This window comes from Micrococcus sp. Mcc28 (genome assembly GCF_024519775.1).
In the GTDB taxonomy this organism is placed as follows: domain Bacteria; phylum Actinomycetota; class Actinomycetes; order Actinomycetales; family Micrococcaceae; genus Micrococcus; species Micrococcus luteus.
The window spans coordinates 18,958-32,729 of sequence record NZ_JALJRH010000007.1 but is presented as its reverse complement, the minus strand read 5'-3'; the positions used below and the strand labels follow the sequence as shown (position 1 = coordinate 32,729).

Below are 13,772 nucleotides of genomic sequence, written 5' to 3'. Positions count from 1 at the left end.
CCGAATCGCTTTCTACACGTCCGATGCCGAGCACGAGGCCCGGCATCGAGCAGGGCAGACAGGACTCGAACCTGCAACCTGCGGTTTTGGAGACCGCTGCGCTACCAATTGCGCCACTACCCTTCGAACCGACGGAGCCGACCGAACCCTCGCGGGATCGACCGCGAACGCGGTACCGGAGATCCAGGATACGCCATCGGGCGGCGGGAGTCGAACGGGCCCCGGGCAGTCAGTACCCTGGCAGGACGGAGCCCCGCTCCGCCCCGCCCTCCCCGTCGAGCTCGAAGAAGGTCCTCATGGCCGCGCCCGCCCGCCGCGTCTCCGCCCGTCTGTCCGCCATCGCGCCCTCCGCCACCCTCGCCGTCGACGCCCGCGCCAAGGAGCTCAAGGCCGCCGGGCGCCCGGTGATCGGCTTCGGCGCCGGCGAGCCCGACTTCCCCACCCCGGACTACATCGTGGAGGCCGCCGTCGCCGCGGCCCGGGACCCGAAGAACCACCGCTACTCCCCCGCCGCCGGCCTGCCCGAGCTGCGCGAGGCGATCGCGGCCAAGACGCTGCGCGACTCCGGCGTGTCCCTCGAGGCCGCCCAGGTGCTCGTGACCAACGGCGGGAAGCAGGCCGTGTACAACGCCTTCGCCGCCCTGCTGGACCCGCAGGACGAGGTGCTCGTCCCCGCCCCCTACTGGACCACCTACCCGGAGGCGATCCGCCTGGCCGGCGGCGTGCCGGTCGAGGTGTTCGCCGGCCCCGAGCAGGGCTACAAGGTCACCGTGGACCAGCTCGACGAGGCCGTCACGGACCGCACCAAGGTGCTCCTGTTCGTCTCCCCCTCCAACCCCACCGGCGCCGTGTACTCCCCCGAGGAGACGGCGGCGATCGGCCGGTGGGCACGGGAGCGGGGGCTGTGGGTGGTCACCGACGAGATCTACGAGCACCTGACCTACGACGGCATGCCGTTCACCTCGATCGTCCGCGCCGTGCCCGAGCTGGCGGAGCAGTCCGTGATCCTCAACGGCGTCGCCAAGACCTACGCCATGACGGGCTGGCGCGTCGGGTGGATGGCCGGCCCGCTGGACGTGGTCAAGGCCGCCACGAACCTGCAGTCCCACGCCACCTCGAACGTGGCCAACGTGTCGCAGCGGGCCGCGCTGGCCGCCATCGCCGGCCCGTTGGACGCCGTGGCGGAGATGAAGACGGCGTTCGACCGCCGGCGCCGGGCCATGGTCGAAGCCATGGACGCCGTGCCGGGCTTCCACTGTCCCACCCCGCAGGGTGCGTTCTACGCGTACGTGGACGTGCGGGAGGCGCTCGGGAAGACCTACCGCGGCGGCGTCACCCCCACGACGTCGGCCGAGCTGGCCGCCTTCATCCTCGACGAGGCGGAGGTCGCCGTGGTCCCCGGCGAGGCGTTCGGCCCGTCCGGCTACCTGCGACTGTCCTACGCGCTGGGCGATGCGGACCTCGCCGAGGGCGTCGAGCGCATCCGCGCCCTGCTCAGCGCCTGAGCCGCACACCCCGCCCCTGAGCCCCGCGACGCCGCGTGCCGCGGGGCTCAGGCGTATCCGCGGCGCGCGGCCCAGCGGGTCAGCTCGTGGCGGTTGGAGAGCTGGAGCTTGCGCAGCACGGAGGACACGTGGGTCTCGACCGTGCGGTCCGAGATGAACAGCTCCGCCCCGGCCTCCCGGTAGGTGTAGCCGCGGGCAATCAGCCGCATGACCTCCCGCTCCCGTGCCGAGAGCCGGTCGAGGTCCTCGTCGGGGGCCGCAGCCCCGCTCGCCGCCGCGGCGGGGACGAGCGGGGGCGCGGGCGCCGTGCCGCGGAAGGCGTCGAGGACGAACCCGGCCAGCCGGGGCGAGAACACCGCGTCGCCGTCGGCCACGCGGACCGCCGCGTCCGCCACCTCCGCGCCGGAGGCCGTCTTGGTGATGTAGCCGCGGGCCCCCGCACGGATCACGGCGACGACGTCCTCGGCCGCATCCGAGACGGACAGGGCCAGGAACCGCTGCGCGGGTCGGCGCGCGAGGACGCGCTCGGCCACCTCCGCTCCCCCGCCGCCGGCCCCGCCGGGCAGGTGCACGTCCAGCAGCACCACATCCGGCGCCAGGTCCAGCACGGTGCGGACGGCCTCGTCCACGTCCCCGGCCTCGCCGACGATGGCCAGTCGGTCCGGGTCCAGGTCGGCGCGCAGGCCGGAGCGGAAGATCGCGTGGTCGTCCACGATGACGGCCGTGCGCGGGGCGGGGTCGGTCATGGGTGCTCCTGTCCGGTGCGCGCTCGCGCACCCTCGGGCTCGGCCAGCGTCAGGTGGACCTCGGTGCCGCCCGGGCCGGACCGGATGCGGGCGGTCCCGCCGGCACGCTCCATGCGGCCGAGGATCGACTCCCGCACGCCGAGCCGGTCGGCCGGGACCGTGGGCAGGTCGAAGCCGGGGCCGCGGTCCCGGACGAACACCTCCGCGACGGTGCGGCCGCGGTCGTCCTCACCGGCCTCCGCGAAGACCTGCGCGTCGCCGGCGTGCCGGGCCGCGTTCTGCATGGCCTCGCGCGCCGCGGCCGCGAGCGGCTCGAGCCACGCCCCCGCGGCCCGCCCCACGGCCACGACCTCCACCCGGGCCCCGTGGGCGTCCTCGACGGCGGCGGCGTGCTGGTCGAGCGCCTCCGCCAGGGAGTGCGGGCCGCCGCGGGAGTCCAGGGCGAGGAACTGACGCAGCTCACGCTCCTGGGCGCGGGCCACCCGGGCCACCACGTCCGCGTCCTGGGCGCGCCGCTGGATGAGGGCGAGGGACTGCAGCACCGAGTCGTGCAGGTGCGCCGCGATCTCGGCGCGCTGGGCCTGCACCGCGAACGCGGTCCGCTCCGCGTCGCGTCGGCGCAGCCAGGCCAGGGCGTAGGGCATGGCCACCAGCGCCGCGCCGGCGAGCATCGCGACGGCGGCCAGCAGAGCCCGCCACAGCTCGCCCGAGCTCACGGCGCCCAGGACGATGGCCAGCACCGCCAGCAGCACGAGGGCCGTGCCGAGCACGAGGCGGACCAGTCGTCCGCTCCGCCCGGCCCGGGGCCCGCCCGCCAGGTCGAGCTGCATCCAGGCCAGGCCGAGGCCGATCACGAGGACGGCCACCGGGCCCACGAGCGCCCAGTCGACGGTGAGGCCGAGGCCGTCCGCGACGGTCAGCACGCCCACGCCGAGCACCACGGCGGCCAGCAGCACCGGCCAGCCGCCCTCGCGCACCCGCTCGAGCACCTCGGGGGCGCGACCACGCAGGGTGGGGGCGTCGGCGGCGGGGGCGCCGTCCGGACCCTCCTCCGGCATGAGCAGCCAGAGCCACACGTACAGGGCCAGGCCCGCGCCGCCCAGCAGGCTCAGCAGCGCCAGGGCCGCGCGGACGCGGCCGGCGGGCATCCCGAGGTGCCGGGCGAGCCCCGCGGCGACGCCGGACACCGGACGGTCGGCCCCGTGCCGCATCAACGGCGGACGCGGGGCCGGCGCGGGCGCGGACGGGGTGGGCATGCCCCCATCCTGCCGTGTCGGACGGGGCGGCACATCCGGGGAGGATTCCGGGAGTTCCCGGATGGGCGGGGGCCGCAGGCGGACGAGGATGGAGACATGACGAGCACACACGACCCGTTCACCGGCCCCGGCCCCCACGTCGCCCCCGACGGAGCCGCCTCGGGCGAGACCGGCCCCGACGGACTGGACGCCCTGCCGGGCTGGCTGCGCCGCGCCGTCCTGAGCTGGGGCGTGCGCCGCTCGCCGGCCTCGTGGGTCGGCGGGGTGCTCGGCGGGGTGGCCGAGCGCTACCGCATCGACCCGCTGCTCGCCCGCGGCGTGTTCGTCGCCGTGTGCATGGTCTCCGCGGGCCTGGGCCTGCTGGCCTACGCGGCCGCCTGGGCCGTGCTCCCCGACGCCGACGGACGCGTGCAGTTCGGCCGCCTGCGCCGCAGGGAGTGGCAGGACGCCACCGTGGCCATCGGCGTGATCGGGGCGATCGGCGCCCTCAACCTGCTGCTCGGCGCCGGGTTCACCCTCATCGCCCCGGCCGTGGGCGGCCCCGGCTCCCTCCTGGGCCTGGGCGCGCTGGCCGTGCTCGTCTGGTGGCTCGTGACCCGCTGGGACGGCCGGGCGCAGGCCCGCGTGGCCCCGGGCCGGGTCCCCGACGCCGACCAGCCCGCCCACGCCGTGCCGCGCCCGGCCTGGTACGTCGGCGGAGGTCCGCGCGAGCGGGCGGCCGAGGTCACCGACCCGCACGGCTTCCGCCCCGAGTGGATCGACCCCGCGACCGGCACCTGGCGCGACCACGTCCACTCCCGCGAGCGGCGAGCCGCGACGCGCCTGGCCGAGGAGGCCCCCCGGGCGGCCACCGCCCCGACCGGCTCGGGGTCCGCAGCCACGGCCGCGAAGCCGCGCCTCGGGCCGATCGCGCAGGCCGCCACCTACGCCGGGGCCGTCCTCGCCGCGCTCGCCGCCCTCGGGATCAGCCTGCTGCTCGGCGTCGGTCCGACCCCCACGCTGCTGGCGGTGCCCATGCTCGTCGCCGCGCTCGCGGTGATCGCCCCCGTCCTGCTGGGCGCTCTGCTCAGCGGCCGTCGTCCCGGCACCCTCGGCCCGGCGAGCGGCATCCTCGTGGGTGCGACGGCCCTCCAGGTCGCCGTCCTCGTGGCCCTCGGCTGACCCGCCGCCCGTCGCCCGTCCCCTGACGCGACGCGGCGGGCACGCCTAGGGTGGTGCCGACCCCCACGAGAACGCCCGAGAGGACCCCCATGCGCGTCGGAATGCTCACCTCCGGAGGCGACTGCCCCGGCCTCAACGCCGTCATCCGCTCCGCCGTCCTGCACGGCATCAAGTCGTACGACATGGAGATGGTGGGCATCCGCAACGGGTGGTCCGGCCTGATCGAGAAGGACGTCGAGGACCTGCCCCGCTCCCGCGTGCGCGGCCTGGCCCGCACCGGCGGCACCATCCTCGGCACCTCCCGCACGCACCCCTACAACGCGGAGGGCGGCGGCCCGGAGAACATGCTCCGCAACCTGCGCGAGCTGGACATCGACGCCGTCATCGCCATCGGCGGCGAGGGCACCCTGGCCGGCGCGAACCGCCTGGCCGCGGACGGGCTGCCGATCGTGGGCGTGCCCAAGACGATCGACAACGACCTGCAGGGCACCGACTACACGTTCGGCTTCGACACGGCCGTGCAGATCGCCACGGACGCCATGGACCGGCTGCGCACCACGGGCGAGTCCCACCACCGCTGCATGGTCGCCGAGGTCATGGGCCGCCACGTCGGCTGGATCGCCCTGCACTCGGGCATGGCCGCCGGCGCCCACGCGATCCTCATCCCCGAGGTCCGCACCCCGATGTCCCAGGTCGCCGAGTGGGTGCAGCAGGTCCACGACCGCGGTCGCTCCCCGCTGGTCGTGGTGGCGGAGGGCTTCGTCCCCGAGGGCCACGACGACCCGCTGGCCGAGGCCGGCGTCGAGGCGTCCGGCCGGCCGCGTCTGGGCGGCATCGGCGAGTGGGTGACCCGCGAGATCGAGGAGATGACGGGCATCGAGACGCGCAGCACCATCCTGGGCCACATCCAGCGCGGCGGCGCCCCCACCGCCACGGACCGCGTGCTCTCCACGCGCTTCGGCATGGGCGCCGTCGACCTCGTCGCGCAGCGCCGCTGGGGACAGATGGTGGCGGCCAACGGCACGGAGATCATCTCCATCCCCATGAGCGCCGCCCTCAAGGGCCTCAAGAAGGTGCCGGTCTCGCGCTACGACGAGGCGAAGATCCTGTTCGGCCGGTGAGACCCGACCACCCCGCCGTCGGCGTGCTGGCCCTCGGGCTGGCGCGTCGGCTCGGCCTGCCCGACACCGCGCTGCTGCCCGGCGACGCCCCGGCGGCGGGCGCCGAGCCGCGCCGCATCGAGGTGGTCCGGCCGGATGGGGCCGAGGCGGAGGTGCTGGCCCTGCCCTGGGCCACCGTCGTGGCGGGGCCGGCGTGGTTCACGCGTGCCTGCCGCGGCGTGCCCGCCGAGGCGCTGGGCGTGGAGTCGGCCCTGCTGCGGACGGCGGTGCGGGCCGCCGCCGGGGAGGCGGTGCGCTCGCGTGGCGAGTTCACGCTCTACGCGACCGAGGAACCGCCGCCGGTCGACCCCTCGCGCACCGTCGCCGTGTCCGACGACCCCGCCCACGTCCACGCCGTGGTCGCGCAGGCCCCCGCAGACGACATGGCCGAGGCGGGTGTCCCCTCCTGGGAGTCCTCGGTCGCGCTCGTTCCCGACGACGGCGCGGGACGGGCGATCGAAGCCGCGGTGGCGGCGGCGGGGCATCGCGTGACGGGCGGCGTGCTGGCCTCGCTGGGCACCCTCACCCCACCGCGGCTGCGCGGTCGTGGGCTCGGCCGCTACGCGGTGGCCGTGGCGATGGACCGGGCGGCGCTGGAGGGGCTGCTGCCGTTCGCCGAGGTGCTGGCGGGCCACACAGCCGCGCACCACGTGGCGATCGCCGTCGGGCTGGAGGCGGCGGGCACGCGGACCGTCCTCGCGCTGGACTGAGCCGGCGAGTCGGTCAGCGCAGGCGGCCCACGCCGCGCGGTCGGCCGACGACCTGCCCGGCGTCCGGGGACACGAGCGGCTCCTGGCTCGCGGCGATCCAGCCGCCCTCGGCGGCACCGTCCTCGCCGGGAGCGTCCTCGCGGACCAGCAGCTCGGCGTCCACGGGCACCGTGCGCTTGAGCAGCGCCAGGGCGACGGCGCCCGCCTCATGGTGCTGGGCCGCGGCGGTGACCGTCCCCACCGGACGGGCGGCGGCGCGGGCCTCGGGCGTGTCCTCGGCCGGCCGGAGGATCACGGGGGCACCGTGCTCGGGGAGCGCGTGGACGGAGCCGTCCAGGAGCAGGCGGGTGAGGCGGCGGGGCGGGCGGCCCAGGTTGTGCACGCGCGCCACGGTCTCCTGACCGCGGTAGCAGCCCTTCTCGAGGTGCACGGCGGTGCGCAGCAGGTCCAGCTCGTGCGGGATCGCGCGGTCGTCCACGTCGAGGGCCCGGCGGGGGCGGCCGGCCTCGATGCGCAGCGCCTCGGCCGCCGTCGTGCCCGCCAGGGACCAGCCCGCGAGCACGCCCGTGCCGAGCGCGCGGACGGTGGCCTCGAGGTCGGCCCGGGTGATGAGGTACTCGCGCCAGGACCAGTCCGCACCCGGGTGGGTCGCCGGATCCGGATCGGCCGTGTAGGCCCAGCCGCCCGCCCCGACGCGCGGCCACGGGTCCAGCCACACGGTGCGGTCCTCCCAGCCGGGCACGGGCGCGGTGGCGCCCACGACGGCGACCGCCCCGGTGTGGTCCCGCAGCGTGACGTCGTGGGAGAAGCGCATCGAGGTGAGCCACGCGGCCAGGCCCGGGCCGTCCTCGCGGTCCGTGACGAGCCAGGCCGCGGTACCGTCCTCGAGCAGGTGGGCGGCGTGCTCGATCCGCCCCTGCACGTCGAGGAAGAGGATCTCGGTGCTCGTGCCGGGGGGCAGCGTCTCGACGTGCTGCGTGCCGAGCGTGTGCAGCCAGCTCAGCCGGTCCGGGCCGGACACGGAGAGCACGGCCCGGTGGGAGAGGTCGACCAGGGCGCGGCCCCGGGCGAGGGCGCGCTGCTCTGGCAGGGGGCGACCGTAGTGCGCGGCGACGCCGGCGTCCGGGCCGCGGCCCTCGACGGCGCCGCCGGCCGGCCCCTGCGGCTCGGCCACGGCCAGGTCCAGCAGCGGGCTGCGGGAGGTCGTCACGACTGCTCCCCGCGAGCCCCGCGAGGACGCTCGGCCCCCGGAGCGAGCCGACCCTCGGCCGCGCTCGGCATGCGGTCCAGGATGGCGGAGGCGTGCGCCTCGAGCTCGGCGCCCGCGGCGTCCGCGACGTCCCAGCGCCAGAACAGCTGCCCGTTCACGAGACCGGCCATGCGGGTGGCCCGGTGGTACGGGCCGGCGGCGGAGCCACGCAGGACCGCGTCCGTGGCCAGCTGCAGCTGCGGGCCCTTGATGCGGCCGTAGTACAGCTCGGACAGCGAGCCCGGATGCGTGATGGTGGCGGTCAGGCCGAAGCCCTCGTCACCGGCGCGCAGCCGCTCGACGTCCTCGGCGGAGCGGAACGCGGGGACGATGTCCGCCGGGCGCATGCCGGGGCCGACGTCGCCGTCGCGCCGCGCCCGGTCCACCTGCCAGAAGCCGGACTCCACGGTCAGCGGACGCAGCAGCGTGCCGTCCGCCTCGCACAGCCACGACTCGGCGCGGTACTCCACGAACGGCAGACCGTGCTCGGTGAAGTCCACCCGCTGATAGAAGATCTCGGTCCCGGCGGAGCCGTCGCCGAGGCGGCCCTGGCCCTCCCAGCTGCCGATGAGCCAGGACAGGGGCGCGAGCTCGGGGGTGAGGTCGTACGGGAGTTCAGTCGCCATGGCAGATCACGGCGCGGCCCGACAGCGGGCCGCGCGTCCTCAGCGCTGGCCCTTGAAGAGGCCGCTGATGACGACCGCGGCGACGGCGGCCATGCCCAGGCCGGCCAGGACCACGAGGGCCAGGAAGAAGATCTCGAGCGCAAGAAGGGTATCCATGCGGGACATCCTACCGAGCGGGCCCGACCTGTCAGGCCAGGAAGCCCACCATGACGTGCGCCACCACGCCGGCCGCGCCCACGGGCGCCAACGCGAGGGCGTAACCCGCCCGGCGCGGGCGCAGGGTGGTGCCCACCGGCCGGTCCTCGGGTCGCGGCCGCGACGACGGCGCCGTGGCGGCGGTCAGGGACACCAGCACGGCCACCGCGAGCGCCGCGGCCGTGACGGCCGGCCGGTCCCGGGCGCCCACGCCGGCCAGCGCCGAGACGGGCCAGGCGAGCACCGTGCCGAGGGGGATGACGACGAGCGCCAGGACTCCCGGCCGGCCCTGCATCCACGGGGTGAGGCCGACGAGGGAGACCGCGGCCACCGTGACCGCCAGCGTGATGACCAGCCCGGCGACCGCAGGGGTGTCGCTCCAGCGTGAGACGGCCACCCAGCACGCCGTCACGACGGCCATGAACGCCCCGCCCATCGTGGCGACGGTGGACTCGAGGCGCAGCGGCCGGCCGGTCCCGCGCACCAGCTGGACGACGAACGAGGCCATGGTGCTCCAGGCGACGACGACGGCGAGCGGCTCGAAGAGCGTCCAGGCCCCGCTGTGGCCGTCCTCGAGCGGCGGCCACAGCAGCATGAGCAGCACCGCGATGCCCCCGGCGACGGCCAGGGTGACGCTGAGCGAGAGGCGCGCGGGCGCCCCCATCTGCCGCGGCCAGCCCCAGGCGATGACCAGGATCACGACGGCGGCGGCGAGGGCGGCGGGGACCGGGCCCAGCAACGCGGCACCGCCCAGGACGAGGGCGGCGACGGCCGCACTCAGGGCCATGGACAAGCGCATCACCTGCCCCATCCTGCCAGGTGCGCACCGGCTGGGCCCTGGGCGGGCGACGGCGGGGCGCACCTCGCGGGCCACCGTCCTCCTTCCGTAGGGTGGCCGGCATGGCCGAACACCCCACCCCCACGACCTCCGACGCCGACGGCATGCCGCGCGTCGTCACCCCGCGCCCGGAGGAGGCGAGCGCCGTCCTGGACCTGGCCGACCGTGCCGGGGCGGCGGACGGCCATCCCCCGCTCTCGGACCAGACGCGCGTGCTGCTCGCCCGCGGCGGGCAGCTCTGGTGGGGGGCCACCCGGGGCACGGACGGGGCGATCGACGGGGCGGCCGTGCTCGTGCCGGAGGGCGCGGCGGCCGTGCTCGAGCTCGTCGTCGATCCGACCGCACGCCGCACCGGACGGGGGACCGTCCTGGCCGACGCCGCGGCCGCCGCGGTCCGGGACCTGGCGCGGGAGGCGACCACGAGCGTCTGGGCCCACGGCATGCTCCCGGGGGCGGTCCGGCTCGCCCGGCGGCACGGCCTCGAGCCCGTCCGCGAGCTGCGCCGGATGCGCCTGTCGCACGCGGCGCTCGCCGCCCTGCCGGAGGTGCGGCTCGCCGACGGGGTGGCCCTGCGCGGCTTCGTCCCCGGCCAGGACGAGCAGGCCTGGCTGGACGTGAACGCCGCCGCCTTCGCGGACCACCCCGAACAGGGCAGCCTGACCCGCGCCGACCTCGACGACCGCATGGCGGAGGACTGGTTCGACGCCGACGGCCTCCTGCTCGCCGCCCGCGAGGCGGACGGGCGGCTGCTCGGCTTCCACTGGACGAAGGTGGAGCCGGATGCCGGAGCCGACGGCCCGCGCGTCGGGGAGGTGTACGCCGTGGGCGTCTCCCCCGACGCCCAGGGCCTCGGCCTCGGTCGGGCCCTGACGCTGGCGGGGCTGCACCGGATGGCGGAACAGGGAGTCGACGTCGTGGACCTGTACGTGGACGCGGACAACACGGCCGCCGTCGCGCTCTACGCGTCCCTCGGCTTCGAGCTGTTCGCCGCCGACGCCCAGTACCGCCGCCCCTGAGACCCTCGGGCGGGGGCCGGCCGGGCACATCCCGGCGGCCTCGTATCCTGGTGTGGCCGGCCCCCGCGGGGTCGGCCACGCCCCGTGCCCTGCCCCAGCAGTCGTCGCGGCCGCCGCACCCCGAGAGGAACCCGCCCCATGCCCTCGTCCCACGCCGACCGCGTCGCCCGCTGGTCCACGGAGGACCGTGTCTCGGAAGGCCCCCGCGCCGAGGTGCTGGCCGCCGGCATGCTGCCGTGGCGCCGCGTGCCCGGCGGCCTCGAGGTGATGGTGATCCACCGGCCCCGCTACGACGACTGGTCGTGGCCCAAGGGCAAGCTCGATCCGGGTGAGACCCTGCCGGAGTGCGCGGTGCGCGAGCTGCGCGAGGAGGTCGGCCTCGAGCTGCGGCCGGGCATCCCGCTGTGCGTGACGGCGTACGAGGTGCCCGGCAAGCGGGGCGCACGTCAGAGCAAGGAGGTCTGGTACTGGGCCGCCGAGGTCGACGGCCAGCGCGCCCTCCCCGACGGCGACGAGGTGGACGAGGTCCGCTGGGTCGGGCCGGACGAGGCCCGGCGGCTGCTGACGAACGACTCGGATCACGAACCGCTCGACCTGCTGCTGCGTGCCGCCTCCCGGGGGCGCCTGCGGACCGTGCCGCTGCTGGTGCTGCGCCACGCCAAGGCCAAGCCCCGCTCCTCGTGGTCCCGCGCCGAGCAGGAGCGCCCGCTGGCGGCGACGGGCCGGCGGCAGGCGCTCGCCGTCGAGGGCCTCGTGTCGGCCTGGCGGCCGGAGCGGCTGGTCTCCTCCCCGTGGCGCCGCTGCGTGGAGACGCTGGCCCCGCTCGTGAAGTCCAGCCGGCTGCCGCTGAAGACCAAGGGCGCGTTCACGGAGACCACGGCCCGGGAGAAGCCCAAGAAGACCCGCAAGGTGATGGCCGAGCTCATGGGCCGCTCCCGGCCGCTGGTCGTGTGCACGCACCGGCCGGTGCTGCCGACCCTGTTCGAGGTGGTCGAGGACGCGGCCGCCGGCCAGGCGGACCGCGTGCTGCGGGCCCTGCCGACCGAGGATCCGTGGCTGCGGCCCGGCGCTGTGCTGGTGGCGCACCGCGCGCTCGACCTCGACGGCGACGTGGTGGCCGTCGAGGTCTACGACCCCTGGGACGACTGAGCCGCCCGCGCCGGCCTCGGCCCGCACGACCGGGCCACCGTTGAGCGGGCCCGCCCCCGGCCCTAGGCTCGGGTCATGGAGAACACCGCCGCCCAGAGCCAGCCCGAGAAGATCGTCCACGAGCGCCTCACGGTGACCCGGGACCCGGACCGTCAGCGCTTCGAGCTGCGCCAGGACGGGACCTTCATCGGGTTCCTCGGCTACGACCAGGAGACCGTGCGCGGCGCGGACGGCGAGGACACCGTGGTCCTGCGCCTGCAGCACACCATCATCGACGAGCAGTTCGGCCGCCGCGGTTATGCCCGCGCCCTCGTGACCATGGTCCTGGACCGGCTGCGCGCGGAGGGTGACCGGATCGTGCCCGAGTGCTCCTACGTGGAGGACTACCTGCGCCGCTACCCCGAGTACCAGGACATGGTCTTCCACGGCTGACCGGGGGCGGGGCCCTGCCCTGCCGGTACCCGCCTCCGCCGGGCCGTCGACGACGCTCAGCGCGTCCGCTCGGATCGCTAGAGTGGGCCGGGTGAGCATCCCCACCCCCTACGAGGACCTCCTCGCCGACGTGATGGCCCACGGGGCCGTCAAGACGGACCGGACCGGCACGGGCACGCGCAGCGTGTTCGGCCGCCAGCTGCGCTTCGACCTGGCCGAGTCCTTCCCGCTGATCACGACCAAGCGCGTGCACTTCAAGTCGGTCGCGCTCGAGCTGCTGTGGTTCCTGCGCGGGGACTCGAACGTGCGGTGGCTCCAGGAGCGCGGCGTGCGGATCTGGAACGAGTGGGCGGACGAGGACGGCGAGCTCGGCCCCGTCTACGGCGTGCAGTGGCGCTCGTGGCCCACCCCGGACGGGGGCCACATCGACCAGATCGCCAAGGTCGTGGAGCAGATCCGGACGAACCCCGACTCGCGCCGGCACATCGTCACCGCGTGGAACCCCGCCGAGGTGGACGAGATGGCGTTGCCGCCGTGCCACGCGCTGTTCCAGTTCTACGTCTCCCCCGGTCAGGACGGCGCCCCCGGGCGGCTCTCATGCCAGCTCTACCAGCGCTCGGCGGACCTGTTCCTCGGCGTGCCGTTCAACATCGCCTCGTACGCGCTGCTCACGGTGATGGTCGCGCAGCAGACCGGGCTGACTCCCGGCGAGTTCGTGTGGACCGGCGGGGACGTGCACATCTACGCGAACCACGAGGAGCAGGTGCGCGAGCAGCTCTCCCGCGAGCCGTACCCGTACCCGCGGCTGCGGCTGCGGCGCACCCCCGCGTCGATCTTCGACTACGACTACGAGGACTTCGAGGTCCTCGACTACCGTCACCACCCCACCATCACGGCGCCGATCGCCGTCTGAGCCGAGGATGCGCAGCGACCCCATGAGCCGGGCCACCCGTCCCACCGAGCCCGTGATCGCCATGATCTGGGCCCAGACCCCCGAGCGCGTCATCGGTCGCGACGGCACCATGCCGTGGCACGTCCCGGAGGACCTCGCGCACTTCCGGGCCCACACGCACGGCCACCCCGTGATCATGGGCCGGCGCACGTGGGAGTCGTTCCCGGCGCGCTTCCGCCCGCTGCCCGGGCGCACGAACATCGTGGTCTCCCGCACCCTGACGGCCACCGAGGAGGCCGGCGCGGAGCTGCGGGCCGCGGGCGCCGTCGTCGTGCCGGACTTCGGGGCGGCCCTGGCCGCCGCGGCCGAGGCCGACGGCTGTGACACCGTGTGGGTGATCGGCGGGGCGACGCTCTACGAGCAGGCCCTCGACGTGGCCTCGCGCGCCGAGGTGACCGTGATCGACGCCGACGTCGACGGCGACACGCACGCCCCGCTGCTCGACGCCCGCTGGCGGCGCACCGCCGTCGAGCCCGCCCCCGACGCGTGGCTGGACTCCGCCTCCGGCCCGCGCCACCGCTTCGAACGATGGGAACGCGACTGACATGGCCCCGACCGACTCCGACCAGCGTCTGCTCTCCCCGCAGGCGGTCTCGTTCCTCGCGCTCGTCGTCCTGCCCGTGCTGGCGTTCGTGTGCGCCGTGTTCGGGCTGATCCTCGTGCTGCAGGGCAAGACCATCGCCGGGCTGGTGTTCCTGCTCGTGCTGACCCAGGTGTTCGCCGTGGGCGGTTTCATCGCGTGGAACAAGCGGAAGCGCGCGCAGCAGGGCCGCTAGC

The 13,772-nt window shown here is 75.8% G+C and carries 15 protein-coding genes and 1 tRNA gene; 10 read left to right on the top strand and 6 right to left on the bottom strand.

Annotated features, from left to right (window positions below; translation table 11 throughout):
- Positions 1-50 precede the first annotated feature (50 nt).
- Positions 51-123 (bottom strand) — tRNA-Trp (locus NR073_RS05100).
- A 173-nt stretch (positions 124-296) separates the two neighbouring features.
- On the opposite strand from NR073_RS05100, the gene NR073_RS05095 reads away from it, so the two are divergent.
- On the top strand, positions 297-1,505 hold the full coding sequence (locus tag NR073_RS05095; protein ID WP_041103561.1) for a pyridoxal phosphate-dependent aminotransferase: 1,209 nt from the start codon (positions 297-299) through the stop codon (positions 1,503-1,505).
- Positions 1,506-1,552: 47 nt separating this feature from the next.
- Here the strand turns inward: NR073_RS05095 and NR073_RS05090 are convergent, their stop codons facing one another.
- On the bottom strand, positions 1,553-2,251 hold the full coding sequence (locus tag NR073_RS05090; RefSeq protein ID WP_041103562.1) for a response regulator transcription factor: 699 nt from the start codon (positions 2,249-2,251) through the stop codon (positions 1,553-1,555).
- Positions 2,248-3,507, bottom strand: coding sequence for an ATP-binding protein (locus tag NR073_RS05085; protein ID WP_036317738.1), 1,260 nt, complete (start codon positions 3,505-3,507; stop codon positions 2,248-2,250). Before NR073_RS05085 ends, NR073_RS05090 begins: the two co-directional genes overlap by 4 nt.
- Before the next feature lie 96 nt (positions 3,508-3,603).
- Between NR073_RS05085 and NR073_RS05080 the strand changes: the two genes are divergently transcribed.
- The 3 genes from NR073_RS05080 to NR073_RS05070 all read left to right on the top strand — a co-directional run bounded on the left by NR073_RS05080 (position 3,604) and on the right by NR073_RS05070 (position 6,538).
- Positions 3,604-4,668, top strand: coding sequence for a PspC domain-containing protein (locus NR073_RS05080; protein WP_041103563.1), 1,065 nt, complete (start codon positions 3,604-3,606; stop codon positions 4,666-4,668).
- A gap of 89 nt (positions 4,669-4,757) precedes the next feature.
- Positions 4,758-5,789: a 6-phosphofructokinase gene (locus NR073_RS05075; protein ID WP_036317733.1), complete on the top strand. Its 1,032-nt coding sequence runs from the start codon at positions 4,758-4,760 to the stop codon at positions 5,787-5,789.
- On the top strand, positions 5,786-6,538 hold the full coding sequence (locus tag NR073_RS05070; RefSeq protein WP_041103564.1) for a hypothetical protein: 753 nt from the start codon (positions 5,786-5,788) through the stop codon (positions 6,536-6,538). The genes NR073_RS05075 and NR073_RS05070 overlap by 4 nt, the downstream gene beginning before the upstream one ends.
- Before the next feature lie 13 nt (positions 6,539-6,551).
- Here NR073_RS05070 and NR073_RS05065 read toward each other — a convergent pair whose 3' ends face one another.
- From NR073_RS05065 to NR073_RS05055, 3 genes are all read right to left on the bottom strand, one after another.
- Positions 6,552-7,748: a folate-binding protein YgfZ gene (locus tag NR073_RS05065; RefSeq protein ID WP_041103565.1), complete on the bottom strand. Its 1,197-nt coding sequence runs from the start codon at positions 7,746-7,748 to the stop codon at positions 6,552-6,554.
- A complete protein-coding gene (locus tag NR073_RS05060) occupies positions 7,745-8,413 on the bottom strand; it encodes an FABP family protein (protein ID WP_036337900.1) in 669 nt (222 codons plus the stop codon). Before NR073_RS05060 ends, NR073_RS05065 begins: the two co-directional genes overlap by 4 nt.
- A gap of 187 nt (positions 8,414-8,600) precedes the next feature.
- On the bottom strand, positions 8,601-9,407 hold the full coding sequence (locus NR073_RS05055; protein WP_230594474.1) for a hypothetical protein: 807 nt from the start codon (positions 9,405-9,407) through the stop codon (positions 8,601-8,603).
- Between the two features lie 101 nt (positions 9,408-9,508).
- Between NR073_RS05055 and mshD the strand changes: the two genes are divergently transcribed.
- The 6 genes from mshD to NR073_RS05025 all read left to right on the top strand — a co-directional run bounded on the left by mshD (position 9,509) and on the right by NR073_RS05025 (position 13,771).
- Complete coding sequence (mshD, locus tag NR073_RS05050) at positions 9,509-10,462, top strand: mycothiol synthase (protein ID WP_041103567.1); 954 nt, start codon at positions 9,509-9,511, stop codon at positions 10,460-10,462.
- A 138-nt stretch (positions 10,463-10,600) separates the two neighbouring features.
- Positions 10,601-11,611: an NUDIX hydrolase gene (locus NR073_RS05045; RefSeq protein ID WP_041103568.1), complete on the top strand. Its 1,011-nt coding sequence runs from the start codon at positions 10,601-10,603 to the stop codon at positions 11,609-11,611.
- A gap of 75 nt (positions 11,612-11,686) precedes the next feature.
- Positions 11,687-12,043: a GNAT family N-acetyltransferase gene (locus NR073_RS05040; protein WP_041103569.1), complete on the top strand. Its 357-nt coding sequence runs from the start codon at positions 11,687-11,689 to the stop codon at positions 12,041-12,043.
- Between the two features lie 82 nt (positions 12,044-12,125).
- The gene (locus NR073_RS05035; RefSeq protein ID WP_002854751.1) at positions 12,126-12,956 is read left to right on the top strand and encodes a thymidylate synthase; all 831 of its coding nucleotides are present in this window, start codon (positions 12,126-12,128) and stop codon (positions 12,954-12,956) included.
- A 22-nt stretch (positions 12,957-12,978) separates the two neighbouring features.
- A complete protein-coding gene (locus tag NR073_RS05030) occupies positions 12,979-13,539 on the top strand; it encodes a dihydrofolate reductase (protein ID WP_044659551.1) in 561 nt (186 codons plus the stop codon).
- Position 13,540: 1 nt separating this feature from the next.
- Positions 13,541-13,771 (top strand): NF038396 family protein, encoded by a 231-nt coding sequence (locus NR073_RS05025; protein ID WP_044659550.1) that lies wholly within the window; start codon positions 13,541-13,543, stop codon positions 13,769-13,771.
- Position 13,772 lies beyond the last annotated feature (1 nt).